The organism is Mesorhizobium sp. RCAM 05104 (assembly GCF_059683645.1).
Genome location: NZ_CM185033.1, coordinates 1,484,939 through 1,510,871, shown reverse-complemented (window position 1 = coordinate 1,510,871; position 25,933 = coordinate 1,484,939). Strand labels below are relative to the sequence as shown.

Here is a 25,933-nt window from a genome sequence, read left to right as displayed (position 1 = left end):
CACCATGAGGAAACGAAACTCTGGCAAAGACAAGCTGATCACCGTCGCGCTGCATGTTGCTCTTGCGGTTGGACTGTTCTTCGCGGCCTTCCCGATCTACTGGATGCTGAGCAGTTCGTTCAAATCGAACACCGAAATCTTTGCCCTACCACCAACCATCCTGCCGAAGGCCTTCACGCTGGAAGCGTATGCAGCCATCCTTGGCGACCCGGTAAAGCTGCGCTTCTTCTTCAACAGCTATTTCGTGGCGGGAGCTGTGACCGTGCTAACGGTGCTGATCGCCTTGCTGTCGGCCTACGGGTTCAGCCGCTTCAACTTCCGCGGCAAGGGCAGCCTGAACACACTCATCATCAGCACGCAGACGATTCCGCCGATCACACTTTTGATCCCCTTCTTCGGGCTTGTCGTCTCATACGGTATCTTCGATACCTACGTCGCACTGATCCTGACTTACCTGGTGTTTACACTGCCGTATGCGATCCTGCTGATGACGGGATATCTGAACACCTTGCCCCGCGATCTCGATGAAGCCGTGCTTGTAGATGGCGGCACCAGTTGGACAGCGCTTTGGCGGGTTGTCGTCCCGATTTCACTGCCCGGTATCGTGGCGACGTCGGTCTACACCTTCCTGTTGTGCTGGAACGAATTTCTTTTTGCGCTGACGCTGACGAAGTCAACGTCCATGCGCACCGTCCCGATCGGCATCCAGCTGTTGATGGGGCAGCACGCCTTCGAATGGAACCAGATGATGGCGATGAGCGTGCTCGGCTCGCTACCGCTCTTGCTCATCTACCTCGTTGCCCAGAGGTACTTCCTCGCCGGCATGACCGCCGGCTCGGTCAAGTAGGATGTCCTTCCCAGGGCGACGCAGAATGGCATCAAGCAATAAGCGGTATCAAGGATTGAAAGGATGAACGTGAAAGACCTCAAAGTCGGCTGCCAGACCTTCACCTGGGAAATGCTGGGAGACCGTTTTGCCGGCGGCCCCGATGATCTGTTGAAGGCGATCGCCGATGGCGGCTATTCCGGCATCGAGATCACCGACACCATGATCGGCCGTTATGCCGATAAGCCGGCGGAGTTCGCGACCGCGCTGAAGGCATCCGGGCTGACGCTCGTCTCCTTCGCCTTCGGCTCGAAGAGCGGCTTCACGCTGAAGGAGCAGGTCGGTGCCGACCTCGAGACCGCGAAACGCTGGATCGATTTCGCCGCCGCCTTTCCGGGTGCGCTGGTGTCGATGGGCTCGGCGACGGTGGTCTCCGACGGGCCGCGCGACGGCAAGTTCGCCATCGCTGCGGAGATTTACAACAGGGCCGGCGAACTCGGGCGCAAGGCCGGCGTCCAGGTGGCGGTGCATCCGAGCTCGCACCACAACACGCTGTTGTTCGACCGCGCCGACTATGACAGGATTTTTGCCTTGCTCGACCCCGATCTGGTCGGTTGGGTGCCGGACACCGGCCATATCCTGCGCGGCCACAAGGACATGGCCGACACGCTGCGCACCTATCGCGACCGCATTCGCTACATCCATTTGAAGGACGTCGATGCCAACGGCACCTGGGCGATGCTGGGCCAAGGCGTCTGCGACACCCCAGAGGTCATCGAGATCGCAAACACCGCGCCGCGCTTCAACGGCTGGCTGGTGCTCGAAGAGGAATCCGACACGGCCGCCGCCGACCCCGCCGGCGCGGTGAAGACAAACCGCCAGACGATGCGCAGCTACGGCGCCTGAAGAACGAGACGATGATCAAGAAACAAGACAGACGCCTCAGGGTCGGTGTGCTCGGCTGCGGCCCCATCGCGCAGTTCGCGCATCTGCAATCCTGCACGAAGGCCGCCAATGCCGATCTCTACGCCATCTGCGACGCGGCGCCCGATTTGCTCGCCCGCATGGGCGCCACCTACGAGCCGCAAAAGATGTATGCCGACTATGACGCGATGCTCGCCGATCCCGAACTGGAGGCGGTGATCGTCGCCACGTCGGACGCCTATCACGTGCCGATGTCGATCAGGGCGCTCGACGCCGGCAAGCATGTGCTGTGCGAAAAGCCGATCGGCACCTCGGTGGAGGAAGGCGAGGCGCTGGCGGAGGCGGTCAGGCGTTCCGGCAAGGTCCTGCAGGTCGGGCACATGAAGCGCTTCGATCCGGCGCTGGAGGCCGCGCGCGACTTTGTCCGCGACGAGATGGGCGACGTCCTGGCGCTGAAGGCATGGTACTGCGATTCCACCCACCGCTACACCAACACCGATGCCGTGCAGCCGCTGCCCGTCACCAGCAAGCTCGCGCGGAAGCCGGCGGGCAATCCCAAGGCTGATCTCAGGCAATACTTCATGCTGGCCCACGGCTCGCATCTCGTCGACACGGCACGCTTCCTGTGCGGTGATATCGTCGCCGTGCGCGCCCGCCTCAACGAACGCTTCGGCGCCTATTGCTGGTTCGTCGAAACCGAATTCGCCAGCGGCGCGCTCGGCCATCTCGATCTGACGGTGGCCGTGCGGATGGACTGGCACGAGGGCTTTCAGCTCTATGGCGAAAACGGTTCCATCATCGCCAAGACCTTCAACCCCTGGTATTTCCGCGCCAGCGAGGTCGAGATCTTTCACGAGAAGACCGCCACGGCCCACAAGCCACTCGGCGCCGATGGCCATTTCTTCCGCCGGCAGCTGGAGGGGCTTGCCCAAACCGTGCTGGACGGCGCGCCGATGCGCGGCGCAAATGTCGAGGACGGCATCGCGTCGATCCGCGCCATGGTCGCGATTGCCCGGTCTGTGGAGACCAGCGAGCGGGTCGAGCTCGCCTCGGTTTCGGGGGCGGTCTGATGCGTCTCGGCATTTTCGCCAAGACCTTTCCTGGTACCGAACCGGCCGCGGTGCTGATGGCGGTGCGACAAGCGGGTTATGAGACGACGCAGTTCAATCTCGCTTGCGCCGGCCTGCCATCGATGCCGGACGCAGTGTCGGCGGATGCCGTCGCGGCGATCCGCACAGCCGCACGGTCGACCGGTGTTTCCCTCGCCGCGCTATCGGGCACCTACAACATGGCGCATCCCGACAAGGCCGTCCGTGACGACGGTCTTCGACGTCTTGCGGTCGTAATCGAGACCGCGGCCGCCCTCGACATTCCGCTGGTCACGCTCTGCACCGGCTCGCGCAATGCCGCCGATCAATGGGCGTACCATCCGGACAACGCCACACCGGCAGCATGGTCCGACATGGCCGCCGAGATGCAGAAGGCGCTGACGCTGGCCGAAGCCGCCGGCGTCGATCTCGGCATCGAGCCCGAGCAGGCCAACATCGTCACCTCGGCGAAGGATGCGACAAAGCTGATCCGCGAGATGGGATCAAAGCATCTGAAGATCGTGCTCGACCCGGCAAACCTGTTCGAGCACGCGACGCCGGACGAGGCGCGCGCCGTCGTCGCCGCTGCGATCGACAAGGCGGCCGGCCACATCGCCATGGCCCATGCCAAGGACCGTCACGGCGACGGCCGCTTTGCCACATCAGGACAAGGCATCGTCGATTTTCCGGATTTCGTCGCGCGGCTGAAGGCCGTGGACTTCGGGGGGCGCTTGTCACCCACGGGCTGTCCACCGACGAAGCCCCCGCTGTTGCCGCCTTCCTGCGGAGGCTCCTCTGATGGGTACCGCGCCGGCGATCATGCTTCGCGACGATGCAGCACTTCGTGTCTTCGATACGGTACAGGGCAGGCTTCCCGTCGTCTTCCAGCATGGTCTCGGCGGCGATGCAGCGCAGGTGGCGCAGAACTTTCCCGACAGCCCGTCACGCCGGCGGCTCACCGTCGAATGCCGCGCGCAAGGCGGCTCCGGCTCCGGCGGCCGTCGCCCTTTTTCGATCGCCATGTTTGCCGACGACGTTCTGGCCGCCGCCGATGCGGCCGGCCTCGACCGTTTTGTCGCCGGCGGCATCTCGATGGGCGCGGCAATCGCGCTGAACCTGGCGAGCCGTTACCCGGAACGCGTCATTGGCCTGGTACTCGTGCGCCCTGCCTGGGCCTTCGACGCAGCGCCGCTGAATATGCGCCCTTACACGGAAGTGGCGGAGCTTATCCGCAGCCGTCCGCTGGATGAAGCGCGCGACGCCTTCGCGGCATCCGCCACCGCCGCCCGCTTTCGCGCTGGAGCACCGGACAATCTCGTGTCCTTGCTCGGCTTCTTCGCGCGTGAAAATGCGACAGTTTTCGCCGAGGTCATGCAGGCGATCGCAGACGATGGGCCTGGCGTCACGCGGGCGGCTGCTTCCGGCCTCGCAATCCCCACGCTGGTCATCGGCAGCGGCATTGACCTCGTTCATCCGCTGGCGATCGCTCGCAGCCTCGCAGACGCCATTCCCAACGCCGCCTTTGTCGAGGTGACGCCGAAGGCCACCGACAAGGATCGCCATTTCACGGAGGTCCGCGCCGCCATCACCCGCTTCCTCGACGATCGTTTCAACAAACAGGACCAGCCATGATCTCGAAACCACTCTCAGGCCCGGCCGCCATCGCCGCATTGCCGCGCGATCGCATGATCGCTGAATTCTCGCTGTGGTCCGCCGACCTCGTCAATTTCGAGAGCGACCTGAAGCGCATCGAGCCCTATGTCGACCTTCATCACATCGATGTGGCGGATGGGCATTTTGCCCCATCCTTCCTGTTCTTCCCCGACCTCGTCGCCCGCATCGCGAAGCTCACGGCGAAACCGATTCATGTCCACCTGATGGTCGATGCCGACATAGTCGAGGCGCAGACGCGCCAGTTCATCGAGGCCGGCGCCGACATGATCAGCGTCCATGCCGAGAATGGCGAGGCGGGATTGCGCGCCGTTCGGCTGGCCCGCGAGCTCGGCGCCGAAGCCGGTGTCGTGCTGAGGCTGGAGACGCCGGTGGAAGAGGTGACGCCTTTCGTCTCCGAGGTCGCTTTCGTCACGCTTCTCGGCACGGCAATCGGCGTCAAGGGCCAGAGCCTGTCGGAAAAAGCTTGTGACAGGCTTGGCGCCGCCCGCGCCATCCTGAGAAAAGCCGGCCGCGAGGCGGCCGTGGTTCTGGCTGCCGACGGCGGTATCCGCCACGAGACCGTGCCGTTGCTGCGTGCCGCCGGCGCCGAGACGGTGGTTCTCGGTTCGCTCGCCTTTGGCGACAAGGATCTGGCCGGCCGCATCGGCTGGCTGCACGGACTGAAGGTAGCGGCATGAGCACTGAAGCTGCCCTCGCGATCGATCTTGGCGGCACCGAGCTTCGCGCCGCCCTGGTCGACCGCGACGGCAAGATCCTGGCATTCGCGGCGGTGCCGACGCAGGCGCAGGCCGGCCCCGACGTGGTGATCGGCCAGATCGAGGCGTTGGCCGCGACCGTTCATGCCGAGGCACCGGGGCTCGCCGTTGTCGGCGTCGGCGTCGGTGCGCCGGGACCACTCGATCCGCTCGCCGGCATCGCGGTCGGGCCGCCGACGCTCGCCGGCTGGCTGGATGTGCCGCTTGCCGATATCCTCGAACGGCGGCTCGGTCTGCCGGTGCGGCTGGAGAACGACGCCAACGCCGCCGCGCTCGGCGAATGGCGTTTCGGTGCTGGCCACGGTGCGCGCTCGCTGGTCTTCGTCACGGTTTCCACCGGCATTGGCGGCGGCGTCGTCGTCGATGGGCGCATCCTGCACGGTCGCCGCGGCCTTGCCGCCGAGATCGGCCATATGACCATCACCAATGAAGGCGAGCGTTGCGTGTGCGGCGTCGTCGGCTGCTTCGAGGCCATCGCCTCGGGAACAGCACTTGGCCGTCGCGCGACCGCCGCCACGGCCGCTGGTGACGGCTCGACTTTGCGGCGCCTGTCGGCGAACGCGGAAGTGACAGGTCGTCACGTGGTCGACGCGGCACGGCTACAGGACCACCTCGCTTTGGCCCTGCTTGAGGAGGAAGCGCGCTGGCTGGGCGTCGGCTTCACCAATCTGCTGCATCTCTATTCGCCCGATGTGCTGGTCGTTGGCGGCGGCATCGCCAATGGGCTCGACCTTATGCTGCCTGTCATCGAGGCGACAATCAAGCAGCGGGCCATGCGCGCCTATCGCGACGTGCCGGTCGTCCAGGCGCAGCTCGGCCGCCACGCCGGGCTCGTCGGCGCCGCCAGCCTCGTCCTGTTCGACGACGTCGGCACTTTGGCGACACGCATGCCTGTCGGCCCAAGCACGTATCCTGACGCAAGGAGGGACTTCAATGGCTGAGCTCAAGATGCGCGGTGTGCGCAAGTCCTACGGCGGCGTGGAGGTGATCAAAGGTGTCAAGGCGCTGGCGTCGCTCAGCAAGACCGGTACCGTCTGACATCACTACGATCTTTGTACGGCAACGGCCGGAGGCTGTAGGCCTCCGGCCGTTGATTGGCATCAAAGCGCGCCGATTACTCGGCGGGAACGACGTCCGCCGGCAGGCTGTCGTCCGCCGTGCCCGCCAGAGCGCTGGCCAGCTTGGCCTCGTCGAGTTCGCCTTCCCAGCGGGCGACGACCAGCGTGGCGACGGCGTTGCCGACGAAATTGGTCAGCGCCCGGCACTCCGACATGAAGCGGTCGACGCCGAGGATCAGCGCCATGCCGGCGACCGGCACCGATGGAACGACCGAAAGCGTGGCGGCAAGGGTGATGAATCCGGCCCCGGTGATACCGGCGGCGCCCTTCGAGGAAAGCATGGCAACCAGCAGCAGCAGGATCTGGTCACCGATCGACAGATGGATGTTCGTCGCCTGCGCGATGAACAGCGCCGCCAGCGTCATGTAGATGTTGGTGCCGTCGAGGTTGAAGGAATAGCCGGTCGGAATCACCAGTCCGACCACCGAGCGCTTGGCGCCGGCCTTCTCCATCTTTTCCATCAGCGAGGGCAGGGCGGCTTCCGACGAGGAGGTGCCCAGCACCAGCAGCAACTCCTCCTTGATGTAACGGATCAGCGCCAGGATGGAGAACCCGTTGTAGCGGCAGACGGCGCCGAGCACGACGAACACGAACAGCAGCGACGTCACGTAGAAGGTGCCGACCAGCATCGCGAGGTTGATGACCGAGCCGATACCGTATTTGCCGATGGTGAAGGCCATGGCGCCGAAGGCGCCGATGGGCGCGGCCTTCATAAGCACGCTGACCAGCTTGAACATCGGCGCCATCAGCGCCTGCAGGAAATTGAGGACGGGCGTGCCCCTGTCGCCGACCAGCGCCAGCGCAATGCCGAACAGCACCGAGAAGAACAGAACCTGCAGGATGTCGCCATCGGCGAAGGCGCCGACGATGGTCGTCGGGATGATGTTCATCAGGAAGCCGGTGACCGACTGGTCGTGCGCCTTGGCGGCGTAGGTGCTGACGGTGGACGCATCGAGCGTCGCCGGGTCGATGTTGAAGCCGGCGCCCGGCTGCACGACATTGGCCACGACGAGGCCGATGATGAGGGCGAGCGTGGAGAAGGTGAGGAAATAGAGCATCGCCTTGCCGGCGACACGGCCGACCTTCTGCAGGTCGCTCATGCCGGCGATGCCTGTCGCTACGGTCAGGAAGATGACCGGGGCGATGATCATCTTGACCAGCTTGATAAAGGCGTCGCCGAGCGGCTTCATGCTTTCGCCGATCGACGGATAATAGTGGCCGAGCAGGATACCGACGGTGATCGCGACGAGCACCTGCACGTAGAGTTGGGCATAGAAAGGCTTGCGCTGCGCGGAAGGCGCGCCTGATTGGTCTGCGATGTGCATCGAACTCTCCCTGCCGGATGGGGCGGAAATGCACCGCCCTGCGTGACTTCTCCCGTCGCGGCGCTCCGGTCGCACGCCGCTGCAGGAACTTTTGCAAGCGCTGTGCCAGATTGGGGAAAGGCCGGAATCCCCGGATTCCGGGCGTTGTCCAGCATCCTTCGGCGGTTATCTGTGCGGATTTCCGCACACGCAGCGTTTGCCTGGGCGGAATTTCGCATTAGAGTGGCTGCAAGGCCGCGAGAAAAAGGAAGAGGCAGACGCCACAAGCAGGAACCGATAGCAGGTCAATAGGGATTGCCGGCCGGGATCTGCTGCGCGAGGCGGCGGCCCGGCTGCGCGATGGCCGCTGGCTTGTCGCCCTCATCGCCCTCGCGGTTCTGGCGGGCGCGATCGCCATTGCCGGGCGCATCGCCTCCAGCCAGGCGGCCGACAATCTGCGCGACGGGGCGCTTGCCGCCTTGCCGCTGGCGGCGGGAACGCTGACCGGCGAAATCGAAAAGCAGCGCCTGGTTCCCTTGGTGCTGGCCCGCGACGATGCGGTGCGCGGGGCGCTACGCCGGGCCGGAAAGATGCAGGAAGCGGCCCTCAACGACAAGCTCAGGGCGATTGCCGGCGATGCATCGGCGTCCGCCATCTATGTCATCGACACGGCCGGCATCGCAATCGCCGCCAGCAATGCCGGCGAGCCGACGAGCTTTGTCGGCATCGACTACAATTTTCGCCATTACTTCAATGAGGCGATGGCGAAAGGCTCTGCCAGTCAGTATGGCCTCGGCACGATCAGCGGCCGGCCGGGACTCTATCTTTCGAGCCGCGTCGACGACAACGGCAAACCGCTGGGCGTTGCGGTGCTGAAGGTCGAACTCGACGGCGTCGAAGCCAATTGGCGCTCCAGCGGCTTCCTCGTTTTCGTCACCGACGAACGCGGCGTCGTGCTGGCTACCAGTGAACCCGAATGGCGGTTTCATGCGCTGGCGCCGCTCTCCGCCCAGGATGCCGCCGCCGCCCATGAGCAACTGCAGCTGACGGACGCCGCCTTCGAACCCTTGCCGATACGACGCGGTGCCGGGGACGGTCTGGCCATCATCGACGGCCTCGGCAAGTCGCGCCAGTTCGTCGAAGTGGTGCAGGATCTGCCAGGTGCGGTTCCCGGCTGGCGTCTCTGGCTGCTGACGCCCGCCGACACTGCTCTGTCGTCCGCCGCCAACACGGCGCGCCTGACCACGCTGCTCGGGTTGTTGCTCACCGGCTTGCTGGCCTTCGTGCTCACCCGACGCCAGCGCGCGCGCCGGCTGAGGCAGGAGGCGCTGGCGCGCATGAATGTCGAACTGGAGAGCCGGGTCAGCACGCGAACGGCCGAGCTGACGCGCTCCAATACCGCCCTTGCCGGCGAAATCGCCGAGCGTGAGAATGCCGAAGCCAAGGTCCGCCGGCTACGTGACGATCTCGCCCAGGCCAACCGGCTTTCCATTCTCGGGCAGATCGCGGCAGGCGTGGCGCATGAGATCAACCAGCCGGTCGCCGCGATCCGCACCTATGCCGAGAATGCCGGCCGCTTTCTCGCCGACGGCAGGACCGAACCAGTCAGCGGCAATCTGACATCGATCGTTTCGATGACCGAACGCATCGGCGCGATCACCAGCACCTTGCGCACCTTCGCCCGCCGGCCCGGCGTTGCCGCCTCGCCACTGCCAGTGCGCGAGGCGATCGACGGCGCGCTGTCGCTTCTGTCCGGCCGCATCCGCGATTCCGGCGTGACCATCGTCAAGCCGCGCGGCAACGCGTCGCCGACAGTCATGGCGAGCCGCATCCGGCTCGAGCAGATCCTCGTCAACCTGTTGCAGAATGCGCTGGACGCCATGAAGGACCAGCCCCATCCTCGCATCGAGATCGAAATTGCCGAGCGCGACGACCGGGTGCTGATTTCGGTGCGGGACAATGGCCCCGGCCTCGGTCCGCAAGCGGCCGGCAATTTGTTCATGCCGTTCCAGACCACCAAGGAGAAGGGGCTTGGCCTCGGGCTGGTGATCTCGCAGGAGATCGCCCAGGAACTGGGCGGCACGCTGCGGCTCGATCCCGACGTCGTCAGTGGCGCGTCCTTCACCATCGATTTGAGGCGAATTGAATGACGCAGGGATCAGGGTTGGTGGCGCTCGTCGACGACGATGCGGACCTGCTTCACGCCACCACGCAATTGCTCGAGCTTGCCGGCTTCAGCGTGAGCGCGCTCGACGCAGCCGAGGGCGCGCTCGCCATCATCGACAGGAATTTCGAGGGCGTGGTCGTCAGCGACATCCGCATGCCTGGCATGAACGGGCTGCAGCTGTTCGATCGCGTCAAGGCGATCGACCCCGACATACCGGTGATCTTGGTCACCGGGCATGGCGATGTCGATCTTGCCGTGGCCGCGCTCAAGGACGGCGTCTACGATTTCATCCCGAAGCCCTATGCCAGCGATCGCCTTGTCGAGGCATTGAAACGGGCGAGCGAGAAGCGGCGGCTGGTGATGGAGAACCGGCGGCTGCGCGAGGCCGCGGCGCTAGCCGCCGACGGCCTGCCGCTGATCGGCGAAGCGCCCGCCATCCGACGGCTGCGCGAGACCTTGCGCCAGATCGCCGACATGGATGTCGACGTGCTGGTAGAAGGGGAGACGGGAACCGGCAAGGAAGTGGTGGCGGACCTCCTGCACAGATGGGGGCGGAGGCGCGCGAAACCCTTCGTGGCGCTGAATTGCGGCGCGCTGCCGGAGACCGTCATCGAAAGCGAGCTGTTCGGCCACGAGGCAGGCGCCTTCACCGGCGCGCAGCGGCGCCGCATCGGCCGCATAGAGCATGCCAGCGGCGGCACGCTCTTCCTCGACGAGATCGAATCCATGCCGCCGGCCCTCCAGGTCAAGCTGCTGCGGGTGCTCGAGACGCGCAGCCTCACGCCGCTTGGCTCGAACGAGATCCGGCGCATCGACCTCAGGGTGGTCGCGGCGACGAAGGTGGATCTCGGCCAGCCGGACCAGCGCGGCGATTTTCGCGAGGATCTCTATTTTCGCCTCAACGTGGTGACGCTGCGCATCCCGCCCTTGCGCGAGCGGCGCGGCGACATCCCGATGCTGTTCGGGCATTTCCTCGGCAAGGCGGCGGAGCGTTTCGGCCGGCCTGTCGCCAAGGTGAACGTGGCGGTGAGCGACCATCTCCAGTCGCATGCCTGGCCGGGCAATGTGCGCGAGCTCGCGCATTTCGCCGATCGCGTCGCGCTCGGTCTCGGCCCGGACGACGAGACGAAAGTGGCTCCCGCGCGTTTGCCAAAGCCCGAGGCGACACTGCCCGAACGGGTTGGCCACTACGAGGCGCAACTCATCCGCGACGCGTTGCGCGATCATGGCGGCGATGTGCGCGGCGCCATCGACGCGCTCGGCGTGCCGCGCAAGACGTTCTACGACAAGCTCAAGCGCTACGGCATTACCGCATCCGACTTTCGCAATGGCGGCGATGCGGATGCCCAACCTGTTCGGGGCCAGATATAGAAGTTGCGCGAGTGCGCCGCCCTTCGTAACGCTGCATTCGTATCCTGAGCGCATGTCGGAAAGAACCATGAACACGACACTTGAAACGACCGCCGATCCCTTGCCGGAAGAACTCGCCTTTCTCGGCGAGCGCCTGACGGCGTTCAACGACGGCGATGTTGGCGCTTCCGAGCGGAAGGCCCTGGCGGTGTTCGTGCGCGACGACGACGGCGCGGTCGTCGCGGGCATCTCCGGCTACACCGCCTGGGGCTGGCTTTACGTGCAATGGCTGTGGGTCGATGAAAGGCTGCGCGGCCAACATATGGCCGGCAGGATGCTGGACGCGGCCGAACAGGAAGCCATGGCGCGCGGCTGCCAAAGCGCCTGGATCGACACCTTCAATCCAAACGCGGCCAAGGTCTACCAGCGCCAGGGTTATCAGACCTTCGGAACGCTTGCCGATTTCCCCATCGGCCGCAGCCGCATCTTCCTGCAGAAGAAACTGTCGCCGGCTTGATCAGGGCAATTCCAGCAAAAGTGTGAGGCGCTTCCCCTTGGAAATTGCGTCAAGACAAGAGTCTATCCGGCGAGCTTTCCGCCGCGCATAGGCTGCGGCGCGCCGGTCGTGCTCGGGAAGCTGATAGGCAGGCCGCGCAGCACGCGAACCGCGAGGAAGGCAAAGCACTCCGCCTCCACCGCGTCGCCGCTCCAGCCAAGGGTCTCGGCCTGCACCACCTCGACACCGGCGCGGCTGGCCAGCATCGCCATCATCGTCGGGTTGTGGCGCCCGCCACCGCTGACCACCAGTTTCCTGGGCCTACGCGGCAGAAGGTCGAGTGCCTTGCCGACAGCGGCTGCGGTGAAGGCGGTCAACAAGGCAGCGCCATCCTCGGCGTTCAAACCGTCCGCCATGGCGGCGCCGAAATCGAAACGGTCCAGCGATTTGGGATAGGGCTTGGTCAGATAGGGGTGCTGCAGCAGCTTGGCGAGCCTTGCCTCGTCGACCGTTCCCGCGCGGCCAAGCGCGCCGTCGCGGTCCATTTCGCCGAGCCCTCTCGATTTGATGAAATCGTTGAGCGGCGCATTGGCAGGGCCGGTGTCGAAGGCGATGACATTGTCGGCGCCATCCCACCAGGTGATGTTGGCGACGCCGCCGAGATTGAGAACGGCCACCTCGCCACTGGCGCCGGCACTGCGCATCAGCGCGGTGTGATAGGCGGCCGCCAATGGCGCGCCTTGCCCGCCGGCGCGCATGTCGGCCGAGCGGAAATCGTAGGCGACCTTGGTGCCGAGGATCGCATGCATCAGCTCGCCGTCGCCGAGCTGCCGGGTCTGGCCAAGCCGGCCGACCTGTGGCGCACGATGCAGCACGGTCTGGCCGTGAAAGCCGACGACGCCGATATCGGCCATCGTCATCCCGTAGCCTTCGACGAGTTCCTTGACCGCCGCTGACTGGGCACGCGTCAGGGCGTCCTCAGCCTTGCGGAAGATCACCGGCTCCGGCCCGACAAAATTCCAGGCCCTTGCCTCCTTCAGCGTCTCTTCCAGCAGCGAGCGGATCGATTGCGGGTAGGGCATCAGCCGGTAGGTGCCGAAATCGTCGATCCGCTCGCCATCCGTCTTGATCAGCGCGACATCGATGTTGCCATCAAGCACGGTGCCGGTCATCAGGCCGACGGCCCAGATTGGTTTCATTGTTGAGCTCTGCCTCTTTGCCTTGAGCGCGATCCTATCCCAAAACCCGGTCCACCTTTGGGGATCATGCTCCGTTGACGAGATCGCCGACCGCCTGCCGAAGCGAAATGATTCCGCTGTCGAAATGACGTGTCGGATGGATCCGGTTGGTGAGCAAGGTCCATGCCCTGCCTCTGTCGAAGTCGATCCACAGTCCGCTGCCGGTAAAGCCGGTATGGCCGATGGTTCCCGGACTGCACAAGGACCCGCCGGACCAGCCGTCATAGGGACGCTCCCAGCCATGGGTGCGGGTGGCGGACAAGGGGGTCCGCATCAGTGCGATCGAACGCTCGGATGCACCCGTGCCATCCAGCAGCCCTTGCGCGAAATCGAGTACGGAAGCGGCCGTTCCAAACAGGCCGGCGTGCCCCGAGCCTTGCAGCGCCGAGCAATTGTCGTCGTGGACCTCGCCGGACAGCACGCGGTGGCGCCAGGTGCAGTCCTCGGTGGCGGCCGACGCATCCGGCTCCGCCGAGAAAGCAAAGCCAGGGCCGGGATCCATGTCCCTGATGGTCTTTGCGGACAGCCGCTCAAGTGCAAAGCCGAGCAGTATGAAGTTGATGTCGGAGTAGACTGGTTCCCGTGCCCGCCATTCGCGCTGCAGGATGAAGGCGCGCAGCAGCTCGGGATCGCGCCCGTAGGTGTAGATGGGCTCGACGGCCGGAAACGGTGTCTGGTGGCCGAGGCACTGGCGGAACGTCACCTTCCGCTCCCAGGCCTCCGCATCATACTGGCGAAGGTCCGGCAGCACCGAGATCAGGGGCGCGTCGAGATCGATGACGCCGTCTTCGGCCAGTGCCAGGATGCGCGGCGTCGTGAAGATGACCTTGGTCAGCGACGCCAGGTCGAACCACGTCTCGTCCTGCATCGGTCGCGACTTCGGCACCAGCTGGGCCGAGCCGATCGACCTGACGATGCGTTCGCCCTTTTTGTTCACAATGCCGAGCACGCCGCCGGGAATGCGCGCCGAGGCAACCGCCGCTGCTAGCGGTTGGAACGCGCGATCGAGGAGCGGAGCGAGGTTGCTCAATGCCCGCCTCCGTCTGGAAATGCCCTGATGACAAGCATCACGCCTCCACCCTCGCTCGATGGTCCGGCCCAAACTGCTCCCATCTGGCCGCAGCCGGCTCAAATCCCTGCGGGCGTACAAGCGAGGGAACCTGGCGCGTGTCGAGCTCGAAATGCTCATGACGACGGTCGATGGTCGGAACGGCTGCAATGAGTTTTTTCGTATAGGAATGCTTCGGCTTCGACAGCACCGAGGTCGCGTCGCCGATTTCGACGATCTGGCCGGCATAGATGACGGCGATCCGGTGGGCGATCCGCTCGACGACAGCCATATCGTGCGAGATGAAGAGATAGGCCAGCCCGAACTCGCGCTGCAGGTCGACCAGCAGCTCCAGCACCTTGGCCTGCACCGACACATCGAGCGCCGAAACCGCTTCATCGAGAACAACGACGGATGGGTTGAGCATCAGCGCCCGCGCGATGCACAGCCTTTGCCGCTGGCCGCCCGAGAATTCGTGCGGGTAGCGTTCCAGGCTGTTTCTTGGCAGGCCGACGCGTTCGAGCAGGCTCGCCATTCTCGCCCGTGTTCCGGCATCCACGCGGCCGCCGGTGGCGATCACCGGCTCAGCCAGAATGCTTTCGATGGTGAGCCTCGGGTTGAGCGAGGCGTAGGGGTTCTGGAACACCATCTGAACGGGCAGGGCGCTTTGCGCCGCCGAAGCCTTTCGCGCACCGACCGTGAAGCTGCCGCGCGTCGATCGCACCAGCCCCAGCACCGCGCGCGCGGTGGTCGATTTGCCCGAGCCGCTCTCACCGACGATGGCCAGCGTCTCGCCTGGCATCAGGTCGAAGTCGACGCCGTCGACGGCATGCACCGCGCCCGTGGCGCGGCTGAAGAAACTGCTCTTGAGCGGAAACCGCACCACCAGGCCATCGACTTTCAAGGCTGGTTCCGTGCTTGCGCCCTTGTCGCGCCGTCCGTCGACGCGCGTCGCGCGGCCGCTGGCGAAATGCGGCACGGCATGCAGCAGGTGCTGCGTGTAGGGATGCTGCGGATTGTCGAGGATCTGATTCAACTCGCCCTGTTCGACAGCCTTTCCGCTCTGCATCACCATCACCTTGTCGGCGATACCGGCAACCAGGCCGATATCGTGCGTAATGAAGATCATCGACATGCCGGTTTCCCGCTTCAACTCGGCAAGCAGCGCCATGATCTGCGCCTGCACCGTCACGTCGAGCGCCGTCGTCGGCTCGTCGGCGATGAGCAGGCGCGGATTGCAGGCGAGCGCAATGGCGATCATCACCCGCTGCAGCATGCCGCCTGACAGCTGGTTGGGCGTGTATTTCAGCCGCCGCGCGGCATCGGGAATGCGCACGCGGTCGAGCGCATCCTTCGCCGCCGCCGTGGCCTGCCTGCCGGTCAGGCCGCGGTGCAGCCGGAACGATTCCTCGATCTGCGTGCCGATGGTCAGCACCGGATTGAGCGAGGTCATCGGCTCCTGGAAGATCATGCCGATCTCGGCGCCGCGAATGCCGGTCAGTTGTGGCTCGGTGGCGGTCATCAGGTCGAAGATGCCGCCATCGGCCCGTTTCAGCTTCATCGCGCCGCCGGTGATGCGGCCGCCGCCGAAATCGATGAGACGATTGATCGACAGCGCGGTGACTGACTTGCCGGAACCGCTTTCGCCGACGATCGCCAGCGTTTCGCCGTCGGCCAGATCGAAGCTGACGCCGCGCACCACCTCATTGGCTTGCGGATCGCGGCCGAAGCCGACGCGCAGGTCGCGGACGGAGAGCAGCGGGATCATGCCGGTGCCCTCCGCATCTTCGGGTCGAGGATATCGCGCAAGGCGTCACCCAGCAGGTTGAAGCCGAGAATGCTGATCATGATCGCCAGGCCCGGAAAGATCATCAGCCAGGGTGCTGTCTCCATCAGGTTGCGGCTGTCGCTCAGCATCAGGCCGAGCGAGGCGGCGGGCGGCTGCGTGCCCAGCCCCAGGAAACTCAGGCCCGCTTCCGTCAGCAGCGCCCAGGCCAGCGCCAGCGTCACCTGTACGGTCAATGGCGCCACCAGGTTGAGCAGCAGGTGCCGCGTCACGATGTAGCTCGAACTGCTGCCGAAGGTGCGCGCGGCGTCGACGAATTCGCGCGCCTTGAGCGAAAGGGCAGGGCCGCGCACCACGCGGGTGAAGATCGGCGTGTAGACGATGCCGATGGCGACGACGCTGGTCCACGTGCCCGGCCCGGCAACGGTGACGATGAGCAGTGCCAGAAGGATTGCCGGGAAGGCCAGCAGTACATCCATGAGCCGCATCAGGACGCCGTCCCAGCGGCGCCCGAGCCAGGCGGCGGCCAGCCCGAGCACGGTGCCGGCGAGGGTCGCGAAGGCCACCGAGAAGAAGGCAACCGTGAACGACTGGCCGACGCCCGCCATCAGCCGGCTGGCCACGTCGCGGCCGAACAGGTCCGTGCCCATCCAGTAGGCGCCGTTGGGCGCATGCAGCCGGTCGACCCGGTATTGCGTGATGGGATTGTGCGGCGTCAGTCCCAGCATGCCGAGGATGGCGATCAGCAGATAGACGCCGACGATGACGCCGCCGATGCGGCCGCTGCCATGTCCGAAGATGGCGCGCAGGATGCGCATCATTGCTCTCCCAGCCGGATGCGCGGATCCAGCGCGACATAGGCGAGGTCGACCAGGAGATTGACGATCATGAAGTTGAGGGCGATGAACAGCACGCTTCCCTGCACCAGCGCGTAGTCGCGCTGCTGGATCGCGTCCAGCACCATGCGGCCGAGGCCGGGCAGCGCGTAGATCTGCTCGACGATGACGGCGCCACCCAGCAGGTAGCCGAATTCGATGCCGCTGAGTGTCACGACCGGGATCAGCGCATTGGGCAGGGCATGCCGCCAGATGACGCTGCGCGCGGAGGCGCCCTTGCTGCGCGCGGTGCGGACATAGTCGTCGCTCAACACATCGAGCATGGCTGAGCGCGATATGCGGGTGACCGAAGCCGCGAAGGCAAAGCCGAGCGTGATGGCAGGCAGGATCAGCTGGCTGAGATTGCGCAAGGGATCTTGCCAGAGCGGCGCGAACTCGCCCATCGCCGGCAGCACGCCGAAGCCGGCCGACAGAGTGTAGATGATCAGCAGGCCAAGCACGAAGCTCGGCGTCGACTGGCCGATCATGGCGACGATGCGCACGCCGAGGTCGGACGGTTTCTCATTGTGCGTGGCGGCAAAGATCCCGGCCGGCAAGCCGACGATGAGCGCGATGATCATCGACAGCACCGCCAGCTCGAGCGTCAGTGGGAAGTGCTCGAGGATGACGTCGAGCACCGGCCTGCCATAGGTGACGGAAATGCCGAGGTTGCCGTGCAGGATGCCGCCTATCCAGCGCCAGTACTGGACGAACCAGGGCTGGTCGATGCCGAAATAGGCGGCAAGCGAGTCACGTTGTGCTGGTGTCAGCAGCCCGGCCTCGGTGCCCAGCATCGCCGTGATCGAATCGCCCGGCACCATCCGGATCGCAACGAAGACCAGGATGGACACGCCAAGCAGGACGAGAGGAAACGCCGCCAGTCGTCGCATCAGATAGTTCACGCGAAGAAGTCCTCTCGTCCAATGCCAGCGGCGGCTACTGCTGAATGGTAACCTTGCTCAGGCTGAACAGCGTGCCGGTCGGCGTCGGCACGAATCCCGCGATGTTCTTCTGCTGGGCCGTATAGCTGTAGGATGTATAGAGCCAGACCCAAGGTGACACCTCGGCGAGGTGTTTCTCGAACTCGGCGAAGATCACCTTGCGTTTCGCCGGGTCGGTCTCGGCGCGGCCCTTCTGCATCAGGCTGTCGAGCGTGTCGTCGATGTAATTCGCCACCTTCTGCAGATTGCCCGCCTTAGTCCAGTAGCGGTTGTACATGGTGTAGGGGTCGGCCCGGCCGCCATTCAAGGCGATCGCCATGTCGAAATCGCCCTTCAGCCAGGCGTCGACATAGACGTTGAGCTCCATCATCTTGATGTCCAGCTTGACGCCGATTTCAGCCAGCTGCGACTGGATGACCTGGGCTTCCGCCGCCGCCGTCGGCGGCTCGCCGGTGGCGCCGATCACGGTCGCCGAAAAGCCGTCGGCAAAGCCGGCCTCGGCCATCAGCTTCTTGGCCTTGTCGACATCGCGCTTGTAGCAGAACAGCTGGCTCGGATCGGTCGCCATAGCCGGAATGGTCAGCGGTCCGGTGACCTTGCCTTCGCCGAGCGAAGCGGTGTCTAGCACCTCTTGCCGGTCGATGGCGCAAGAGATCGCCTGGCGCACCTTGAGCTCGGTCATCGGCTTGCGCGACGGATTGAGCTGCAGCACGTGATAGGACAGGACCGGCACGCGGTTCAGCTGCAGGCTGGCCTCCTTCGGCACCAGCGTGGCGACGAGCGGGTCGTTGAGCAGCGCGAAATCGATCTGCTTGGTGCGCATGGCCGCCAGGATCGCCGCTTCGTCCGGCAGCACGCTGATCTCGATGCCGTCGACGCCGGTCGCGCCGCCGGCCCAATCCTTGTTGGCGCTCAGGACTTCCTTGGCGTTGGGGTCCCATTTGTCGAGCTTGAACGGACCCGAGCCGACCGCCTTGGTGCCGATCGAACCGGCCTTGATTTCGCTTGCCGGAACGATGGCCGCATTGACGTCGCTCATCGCCGTCAGGATCGGCACGTCGGGCTGCGACAGATGAAACACGACGGTCGCCGCATCCGGCGTGTCGATGCTGGCGATCGACAGGAAGTTGGCGCGGGCGGCCGCGCCTGTCTTCTCGTCGAGAATGCGCTCGAACGATGCCTTGACGTCGGCCGAGGTTACAGCCGTGCCGTCCTGGAATTTCGCCTTGGGATCGAGCTTGAAGGTAAGCTCCTTGCCGTCCTTCGAAAATTCCCAGGATGTTGCGATGGCGGGGATGATCTGCAGGCTGGCGTCGACCCGCACCAGCGGCTCATAGATCAGTTCCAGCAGCCGCAGCGACGAAAACGCCGTCTGCTTGTGCGGGTCAAGTCCTGTGGCGTCCTGCGACCAGGCCATGTGCAGCGTTGCCGCCTGCGTCGAAACCGTCGCGATGCCGAGCATCGCCGCCAGCGTGATGCCTGACAGGAGTGTTCTTGTGAGGTGCCTTACCATTTTCGTCTCCCATTATGATTTGAACTTGATGCCTTGCAGTTTCCACGGACCGCTTCCAAGACACAGATGCTTTGGAGTATCGGCCCAGTCTATGCGGCTTGACGCCGTCTTGTCCCAAGCGGCTCATGCCGCCGTCACGTCGCTGATTGCCTTTCGCAGGAAGCCTCCGGCCTTGCCGAGAGCCGCGCGCGCCTCCTCGACGCCCATGCCGGTGATCGTCACCAGGATCGCCAGTTTCACGTCATTGCCGGTCTGGGCGAGCACCTGTTTTGCCTGTTGTGCCGCGCAGCCGGTCGTCTGCATGACGATCCGGATCGCCCGGGCCACCAGCTTCTTGTTCGACGGGTTAAGATCCACCATCAGGTTCTGGTAGCTCTTGCCGATGCGGATCATGCTGGCGGTGGTCAGCATGTTGAGCACCAGCTTCTGCGCGGTTCCCGACTTCAGCCGGGTCGAGCCGGTGAGCACTTCCGGGCCGACAACCGGCGAGATGGCTATGTCGGCGATACCGGCAATGGTCGACGCCGGATTGCAGGACAGGGCGACCGTCGTTGCGCCCACCTGCCTGGCATAATTCAATCCGCCGATGACGTAAGGCGTTCGCCCGCTGACCGCGATGCCGACCACGACGTCGTCGGCGGTGAGCCCGATCTCCTGCAATGCCTTGGCGCCCCTTTTCGGATCATCCTCGGCACCTTCCGTCGACCGCACCAGGGCGTCGGGACCACCGGCGATCAGGCCGACGACCATGCCTTCCGGCACGCCGAAGGTGGGCGGGCATTCCGAAGCGTCGAGCACCCCAAGCCGGCCGCTGGTGCCGGCGCCCATATAGACAAGCCGCGCACCTTTCTGGAAGGCAAGCACGATAAGGTCCACCGCGGCAGCGATGTCGGGTAGAACCTTCTCGACAGCCGTCGGGACGGCTCTGTCCTCGTCATTGATCTTGCGCAGGACGTCGATGGTCGGCAGCAGGTCGATGTCCATCGTCCTTGGGTTCCGGCCCTCGGAAACCAGCCGGTCCAGCTCAGACATCAACCCTTGCTCGGTCATCGCTTGCTTTCAAAATCATGCGGCATAGCCGGCGGCGGGCATGGCTCGTCCCGGCACCGCTGCGCACGGACCGTGGGTCCATGCTTGCCGCCCTGTTTTCTTTTGTTAACTTTTTAGAATTGAATATTCGTATCGTCAACAGGAATATGGAATATACTATTCCTAGTGACGGCAAGGCGCTATCGCCCGACCAGGGATTTCTTGGCAAGGATGATCGCTCCCGACACGGCGTCGCCGTCGGCGGGCTTCAGGCGGCGGCGGACATCGGGAGAGAGCCAGGGTTCGAGCGGGCTGGACAATCCGCCCAGCAGGGTCACGCGCGGAGCGCCTTTTTCGAACAGCACCCTCACCAGCGTATCGATCTGCTCGGCCGCGCTTTGCACGATGCGCCGTCCGACAGGATCGCCCTGGTCGGCATGGCGCATCACCATCGGCGCCAGGGCCGCATAGTCGGTGGCGCTGGCTCGGTCCATCCAGGCGACGGCTTCCATCGGGTCGCTTTCGAAGCGCTGCATCACCTCCGCCAGCAGCGCGGTCGGCTCGTGCCGGCCGTCATGGGCGCGCAACGCCAGTTGCACGGCCTTCAGTCCAAGATCGGCGCCGCTGCCCTCGTCGGAGATCGGAAAGCCGTAGCCGCCGACGCGCAGGTCGCGTCCCTCGACGAAGCCCAGGCCGATCGAGCCGGTACCGGCAATGACGATGGCGCCGTCCTGGCCGGAATGCGCGCCAAGGCAGGCGCCGACGCCGTCGCTGACGAAATCGATGCTGGCAAACGGGTGCGCGATCGCCCGCAACGCCTCCAGCGCGCCCTTGCGGCCGATGCCGGCAAGACCGATGCCGGCGCTGATCCTGGCGCTCTGCACCGGTCCAAAGCCTGCCTCCTCGATCGCCGTGCCGAAAGCTTTCGCAATGGAGGCCCAGGCCGCGTCGATGCCGAGCCGGGTCGTTGCCGGACCCGACAGGCCTTGTCCCAGCACGGTTCCGTCCGCATCCTCGATGCGGGCCCGGCAGCCGGTGCCGCCGCCGTCGACACCGAGAAAATAGTGATCCGCGCCGCCGCTCATGCGCTCAGCCGCTCGATGTCGGCGCCGCACAGTCGGAGCTTGCGGTCCAGTTGCTCATAGCCGCGGTCGAGATGATAGACGCGGTTGATGATGGTCTCGCCTTCGGACACCAGCGCCGCCAGCACCAGCGATACCGAAGCGCGCAGATCGGTGGCCATCACTTGGGCGCCATGCAACCTTTCGCCGCCGCGCACCAGCGCCATGGTGCCTTGCAACTTGATGTTGGCGCCGAGCCGCATCAGTTCGGGAACATGCATGAACCGGTTCTCGAAGATGGTTTCACGCAACAGCGATGCGCCCTCGGCACAACACATCAGCGCCATGAACTGCGCCTGGAGGTCGGTCGGAAAACCCGGGTAGGGTTCCGTCGTGACGTCGACGGCCCTGAGCGGCCGGTCGCGCGACACGATGAGCCCGCGGTCGCCGGGCCAGACGCTGACGCCGGTGGCCTCAAGAAGCTGCACCACCGATGCCATGTGTTCGAGCCGGGCATGGGTCAGCTCCAACTGGCCACCGGTGATCGCCGCGGCGATGGCATAGGTGCCGGCCTCGATCCGGTCCGGAATGATGTCATGCCTGGCCGCATGCCAATTCGTCCTGCCGGCAATCAGGATGCGGTGCGTGCCGGCGCCCTCGATATGCGCGCCCATGGCGTTGAGGCAAGCGGCGAGGTCCGCCACTTCGGGCTCGCGCGCCGCGTTCAGGATTTCGGTTTCGCCCCTTGCCGTGGCCGCCGCCATCATCGCGGTTTCCGTTGCCCCGACCGACGGCGAGCTCAAGATGATGCGCGTGCCGGTCAGTCCGTTCGGCGCCGAGGCGACGATCGAGCCGTTCTCGATGGCGATCCTGGCGCCCAGTGCCGCGAGCGCCGCCACATGCATGTCGACCGGCCGTGCGCCGATCGCGCAGCCGCCCGGCAGCGAGACCCGCGCCTGACCGAAACGGGCGAGCAGCGGCGCCAGGACGAGCACCGTCGCCCGCATCTTCCTGACCGTGTCGTAGGACGTCTCCTTGGAAACGGCGGCGCTGGTGTCGATCGTCGCGGCATGAGCCGACCGTGTCACCTCGGCGCCATGAAGCCGCATCACGCCGAGCATGTTTTCGACGTCCGTCACGTCAGGCAGGTTGGTCAGTTCGAGCGGGTAGGGGCTGAGCAGCGCCGCCGCTATCTGCGGCAGCGCGGCGTTCTTGGCGCCGGATATCGTCACCGCGCCTTCCAGCCTTTGTCCGCCGACGATCCGCAATCTGTCCATGGGCTGAAACCTTGGTGATGAGAGCTGGGCCGGCGTCTCGCTCCGGAGAGAATGCTCCGAATCCCGGTTGGTGGCCCGGTCCCGGTCGAGAATTAATTCTGCGTTCTTGGCTGTCAATCGAAATTGGAATAATTTATTCCTTGGCCAGGCTGGTCGTCTGCTGCTTCCGGGCCTGAAAGCGCGAGGGATTCCCGTGTCCGTCTTGAACAGGATCAATGCGAAGCTCGACGGCATGGCGCCCGGCGATCGCGAGATCGGCCAATACATCGTCGACAATCCCGACCAGATGCTGCGGCTGTCGACGGCAGCTCTCGCGGCCGAGATCGGACGCAGCCAGTCGAGCGTCGTCAAGTTCAGCCAGAAGCTCGGCTATGCCAGCTATCAGGAGCTCAAGCTCGCGGTCAGCGAGGCCAAGGCGCAGGAATGGCAGGTTCCGGCCGGCGTCATCCACGGCTCCATCGAGGTCGGCGACAACTATCAGGTCATCCTGAAGAAGCTGATCGGCAGCAAGCTTCTGTCGATGCAGCAGACGGTGGCCGCCAACAGCGAGCGCATCATCTCCAGGACGCTGGAGCTGCTGGATGGCGCGCGCCGCATCCATCTGGTCGGTGTCGGCGCCTCCTCGCTGGTGGCGCGAGACTTCTCCTACAAGCTGATGAAGCTCGGCCGCAACGTGCTGCATGACAGCGACAGCCACATCCAGATGGCCAATGTCTCGACGCTCGGGCCCGGCGACGTGCTGTTCGCACTCTCCTATTCCGGCGCCAGCATCGAAACCTTGCGCATCGCCGAACTTGCCCGCAAGCGCGGCACGACGGTGATCGCCGTCACCGGCCTGCATGACAATCCACTGAGCCGCGTCGCCGACATCCGCCTCTACACCGTCGCCGACGAGGAGCGCGCGCGCTCTTCCTCCATCACCGCGCGCGACGCGCAGCTGACGCTGACCGACCTCTTGTTCATCCTGCTGGTGCAGAGGCAGCCGGACGCCAACGAGTATGTCCACAACAGCGAGGCGGCGGTCTCGGTGCTGAAGGCGGATCGCGCCTCGTAGGATGGCTAGGGCAACGGGGGCCAACCCCATCTGCGGCGATCCTTCCCACCGCTTCTGTCCCGCCGACGTCGTAGGTCGGCTGGTCGTCCGCGAGCTTGCACGTGCAGCTTTCGGCATCCGCATCCGCCAGGCGCCAAAATTCCAGCAAGGCTCTTCTTGCCTCTCGTCGCCGAAGGCGCGACGCTGCGAAACGCAGCGCGTTCGTTCTCAAGGAGGAAGATATCATGGCATCCGACGTCGCGGTGATAGCAGGCGCGGGGCAGGGCCTTAGCGCCTCGTTGGCACGCCTTCTCGCCAAGGATGGTTTTCGTGTGGTCCTGGCCGCCCGCAATGTCCAAAAACTCGCCCCCCTGGTCGACGAGACCGGCGCGCTGGCCGTCGAGACGGACGTCGCCGATCCAGCCTCCGTCGCAAATCTGTTCGAGACCGCCGACAAGGCCGGTCCGCTGGCGCTTGCGGTGTTCAACGCCAGCGGGCGCACGCGCGGCCCGATCGCCGAGCTCGATCCCGATGCGGTCAGGCAGGCGCTGCTGGTCGGCGCTTATGGCGGCTTCCTGGTCGGCCAGCAGGCGGCGCGGCGGCTGCTGGCGCGCGGCTCGGGATCGATCCTGTTCACCGGTGCCACCGCCAGCCTCAAGGGATATTCCGGCTCGGCCGGCTTTGCCATGCCGAAATTCGGCCTGCGCGGACTGGCGCAATCCATGGCCCGCGAACTGGGTCCCCAAAACATCCATGTCGCGCATTTCATCATCGACGGCCAGATCGAGCCGCCCGGACAGGCAGCCGATCCCGACCGGCCGGACCGCCGCCTGTCGCCGGACGCGATCGCCGAGGCCTATCTCGCGGCCCATCGTCAGCACCGGAGCGCTTGGAGCTTCGAAGTCGAACTCAGGCCATGGGTCGAGGCGTTCTGACAATCCAGCTGATTGTCGTCTAGCGGGCAGTAACGGCGACGCGGTGATGGCGGAAACGCGTCGCAGTTTTGGACCAGGGCCGGGCTCGTCACCGCACCGGTCAGTCGGGGCTAGACGCTTTCGAGATAGGTCTCGATTTCGAAATCGCTGACATTGAGTGCGAACGTATTCAGTTCCTGGCGTTTGCAGGCGATGAAGGAGTCGCGCAGGATCGCCGGGAAGATCTCCGCCACATGCGGCCCGCTCTCGAAGGCGGCGATTGCGGACGCCCAGTCCGGCGGCAGCTTGGCCGGCACGAGCCCTTGGCCATCGCTGCTGGCCGGATCGCCCGGCGACATCTGTCTTTCAATGCCGATCAGTGCGGCGCCCAATATGGCCGCAAGCACGAGGTAGGGATTGGCGTCCGCCCCCGACACACGATGCTCGATGCGGCGTGCGCCGGTCGGGCCGCCGGGAATGCGGATCGCGACCATGCGGTTCTCATAGCCCCAGGCGACCGCGGTCGGCGCGTAGGACCTTGGACGAAGCCTGCGGTATGAATTGAAATGCGGTGCGAACACCAGCGTGCTCTCGGCCATTGCCGCAAGCAGGCCGCCCACCGCATGGCGCATGATCTCCGAGCCCTGATCGGTGCCGTCGTCGAAGACGTTGCGACCTTCGCCGTCGACCAGGCTGAAATGGACGTGAAAGCCATTACCGGCGCGGTCGCCATAGGGCTTGGCCATGAAACAGGCGGCGAAGCCGTGCTTGCGGGCGATGCCCTTGACCGTGCGCTTGAACAGGACGGCATCGTCGGCCGCCCGCAGGGCGTCCGCGACGTGGTTCAAATTGATCTCGAACTGGCCGACGCCATTTTCGGCGATGGCGGTGTCGACGGGAATGCCTTGTGCCCGGCAGGCTTCGTAGACGTCATGGATGAAGGATTCGAAATCGTCGATCTCGTCGATGGACAACGCCGCATCGGAATCGAGACGACGCCCGGTTACCGGCGAGACGGGCCCGACCGGCCGCTGCGACTGCGGATCGACCAGATAGAATTCAAGTTCGGTTGCTGCGACCGGGGTCAGGCCCAACGCCTTGTAGCGGTCGAGGATGCGGGCCAGCGCCCGCCGGGGATCACCGAGATAGGGGGCGCCGGTTTCATCGGCGAGCCAGAGTGGGACAAGCGCCGTCGGATGCGCCGTCCATTCGACCGGGAGAATGCCGCGTCCGGTCCATTGGCAAAGTCCGTCGGCATCGCCGGTCGAAAAAACCAGCGTGTTGCCTTCGATGTCCTCGCCCCAGATGTCGAGCCCGATCAGCGAATAGGGCATGCGCAGCTTGCCTTCCAGCGCCTTGCGTGCTTGCTCGACCGGGATGCGCTTGCCGCGCATGACGCCGTTGAGGTCGCACACCGCCGCCCTCAGGCTCTGGATATCGCTTCTGCTTTCAAGCCAGTTCAGAACGTCCGCAATTGCATCGCTCAATTTCCAACCTCTGGTTTTTGGTGCCGCAG

General features: G+C 65.1%; 22 protein-coding genes and 1 pseudogene. 12 read left to right on the top strand and 11 right to left on the bottom strand.

The features are described 5' to 3' along the window. The first annotated feature begins 4 nt into the window (after positions 1-4). From AC56QP_RS07730 to AC56QP_RS07700, 7 genes and pseudogenes are all read left to right on the top strand, one after another. Positions 5-847, top strand: coding sequence for a carbohydrate ABC transporter permease (locus tag AC56QP_RS07730; RefSeq protein WP_489860246.1), 843 nt, complete (start codon positions 5-7; stop codon positions 845-847). Positions 848-910: 63 nt separating this feature from the next. Beyond that, positions 911-1,732, top strand: a complete 822-nt coding sequence (locus AC56QP_RS07725; RefSeq protein ID WP_489860247.1) for a sugar phosphate isomerase/epimerase family protein — start codon at positions 911-913, stop codon at positions 1,730-1,732. 11 nt (positions 1,733-1,743) lie between these two features. Further along, on the top strand, positions 1,744-2,820 hold the full coding sequence (locus tag AC56QP_RS07720) for a Gfo/Idh/MocA family protein (RefSeq protein WP_489860248.1): 1,077 nt from the start codon (positions 1,744-1,746) through the stop codon (positions 2,818-2,820). Continuing rightward, positions 2,820-3,637 (top strand): annotated as a pseudogene (locus AC56QP_RS07715) (sugar phosphate isomerase/epimerase family protein). Before AC56QP_RS07720 ends, AC56QP_RS07715 begins: the two are co-directional and overlap by 1 nt. Further along, positions 3,637-4,470 carry an alpha/beta fold hydrolase gene (locus AC56QP_RS07710; protein ID WP_489860249.1) on the top strand — a complete coding sequence of 278 codons (834 nt, stop codon included), beginning with the start codon at positions 3,637-3,639 and terminating at the stop codon, positions 4,468-4,470. The pseudogene AC56QP_RS07715 and the gene AC56QP_RS07710 overlap by 1 nt, the downstream one beginning before the upstream one ends. Continuing rightward, complete coding sequence (locus AC56QP_RS07705; protein ID WP_489860250.1) at positions 4,467-5,189, top strand: ribulose-phosphate 3-epimerase; 723 nt, start codon at positions 4,467-4,469, stop codon at positions 5,187-5,189. Before AC56QP_RS07710 ends, AC56QP_RS07705 begins: the two co-directional genes overlap by 4 nt. Further along, a complete protein-coding gene (locus AC56QP_RS07700; RefSeq protein ID WP_489860251.1) occupies positions 5,186-6,208 on the top strand; it encodes an ROK family protein in 1,023 nt (340 codons plus the stop codon). Before AC56QP_RS07705 ends, AC56QP_RS07700 begins: the two co-directional genes overlap by 4 nt. Positions 6,209-6,381: 173 nt before the next feature. Here AC56QP_RS07700 and AC56QP_RS07695 read toward each other — a convergent pair whose 3' ends face one another. Further along, positions 6,382-7,710, bottom strand: a complete 1,329-nt coding sequence (locus tag AC56QP_RS07695) for a dicarboxylate/amino acid:cation symporter (protein WP_489860252.1) — start codon at positions 7,708-7,710, stop codon at positions 6,382-6,384. A gap of 308 nt (positions 7,711-8,018) precedes the next feature. On the opposite strand from AC56QP_RS07695, the gene AC56QP_RS07690 reads away from it, so the two are divergent. The 3 genes from AC56QP_RS07690 (at position 8,019) to AC56QP_RS07680 (ending at position 11,723) form a co-directional block, all read left to right on the top strand. Further along, positions 8,019-9,839, top strand: a complete 1,821-nt coding sequence (locus AC56QP_RS07690; RefSeq protein ID WP_489863658.1) for a sensor histidine kinase — start codon at positions 8,019-8,021, stop codon at positions 9,837-9,839. Then, on the top strand, positions 9,836-11,227 hold the full coding sequence (locus tag AC56QP_RS07685) for a sigma-54-dependent transcriptional regulator (protein ID WP_489860253.1): 1,392 nt from the start codon (positions 9,836-9,838) through the stop codon (positions 11,225-11,227). The genes AC56QP_RS07690 and AC56QP_RS07685 overlap by 4 nt, the downstream gene beginning before the upstream one ends. Before the next feature lie 67 nt (positions 11,228-11,294). Next, a complete protein-coding gene (locus AC56QP_RS07680) occupies positions 11,295-11,723 on the top strand; it encodes a GNAT family N-acetyltransferase (protein ID WP_489860254.1) in 429 nt (142 codons plus the stop codon). Between the two features lie 62 nt (positions 11,724-11,785). On the opposite strand, the gene AC56QP_RS07675 is transcribed toward AC56QP_RS07680, so the two are convergent. From AC56QP_RS07675 to murA, 9 genes are all read right to left on the bottom strand, one after another. Further along, positions 11,786-12,901, bottom strand: coding sequence for an anhydro-N-acetylmuramic acid kinase (locus AC56QP_RS07675; RefSeq protein WP_489860255.1), 1,116 nt, complete (start codon positions 12,899-12,901; stop codon positions 11,786-11,788). A gap of 64 nt (positions 12,902-12,965) precedes the next feature. After that, entirely contained in the window at positions 12,966-13,970 is a 1,005-nt protein-coding gene (locus AC56QP_RS07670) for a serine hydrolase domain-containing protein (RefSeq protein WP_489860256.1), read from the bottom strand. Positions 13,971-14,007: 37 nt separating this feature from the next. Continuing rightward, complete coding sequence (locus AC56QP_RS07665) at positions 14,008-15,756, bottom strand: ABC transporter ATP-binding protein (protein ID WP_489860257.1); 1,749 nt, start codon at positions 15,754-15,756, stop codon at positions 14,008-14,010. Beyond that, positions 15,753-16,592: an ABC transporter permease gene (locus tag AC56QP_RS07660; RefSeq protein ID WP_489860258.1), complete on the bottom strand. Its 840-nt coding sequence runs from the start codon at positions 16,590-16,592 to the stop codon at positions 15,753-15,755. The genes AC56QP_RS07665 and AC56QP_RS07660 overlap by 4 nt, the downstream gene beginning before the upstream one ends. Beyond that, positions 16,592-17,551: an ABC transporter permease gene (locus AC56QP_RS07655; protein ID WP_489860259.1), complete on the bottom strand. Its 960-nt coding sequence runs from the start codon at positions 17,549-17,551 to the stop codon at positions 16,592-16,594. Before AC56QP_RS07655 ends, AC56QP_RS07660 begins: the two co-directional genes overlap by 1 nt. 34 nt (positions 17,552-17,585) lie before the next feature. Then, positions 17,586-19,103 (bottom strand): ABC transporter substrate-binding protein, encoded by a 1,518-nt coding sequence (locus AC56QP_RS07650; RefSeq protein ID WP_489860260.1) that lies wholly within the window; start codon positions 19,101-19,103, stop codon positions 17,586-17,588. A gap of 123 nt (positions 19,104-19,226) precedes the next feature. Continuing rightward, complete coding sequence (murQ, locus tag AC56QP_RS07645; RefSeq protein WP_489860261.1) at positions 19,227-20,153, bottom strand: N-acetylmuramic acid 6-phosphate etherase; 927 nt, start codon at positions 20,151-20,153, stop codon at positions 19,227-19,229. A gap of 179 nt (positions 20,154-20,332) precedes the next feature. Continuing rightward, complete coding sequence (locus AC56QP_RS07640; protein ID WP_489860262.1) at positions 20,333-21,217, bottom strand: glucosamine kinase nucleotide-binding domain-containing protein; 885 nt, start codon at positions 21,215-21,217, stop codon at positions 20,333-20,335. After that, the gene (gene murA, locus AC56QP_RS07635; protein ID WP_489860263.1) at positions 21,214-22,470 is read right to left on the bottom strand and encodes a UDP-N-acetylglucosamine 1-carboxyvinyltransferase; all 1,257 of its coding nucleotides are present in this window, start codon (positions 22,468-22,470) and stop codon (positions 21,214-21,216) included. Before murA ends, AC56QP_RS07640 begins: the two co-directional genes overlap by 4 nt. A 193-nt stretch (positions 22,471-22,663) precedes the next feature. Between murA and AC56QP_RS07630 the strand changes: the two genes are divergently transcribed. Then, on the top strand, positions 22,664-23,524 hold the full coding sequence (locus tag AC56QP_RS07630) for a MurR/RpiR family transcriptional regulator (protein ID WP_489860264.1): 861 nt from the start codon (positions 22,664-22,666) through the stop codon (positions 23,522-23,524). A 224-nt stretch (positions 23,525-23,748) separates the two neighbouring features. Continuing rightward, the gene (locus AC56QP_RS07625; protein ID WP_497100619.1) at positions 23,749-24,438 is read left to right on the top strand and encodes an SDR family NAD(P)-dependent oxidoreductase; all 690 of its coding nucleotides are present in this window, start codon (positions 23,749-23,751) and stop codon (positions 24,436-24,438) included. Between the two features lie 110 nt (positions 24,439-24,548). Here AC56QP_RS07625 and AC56QP_RS07620 read toward each other — a convergent pair whose 3' ends face one another. Next, on the bottom strand, positions 24,549-25,904 hold the full coding sequence (locus tag AC56QP_RS07620; protein WP_489860265.1) for a glutamine synthetase family protein: 1,356 nt from the start codon (positions 25,902-25,904) through the stop codon (positions 24,549-24,551). Positions 25,905-25,933 lie beyond the last annotated feature (29 nt).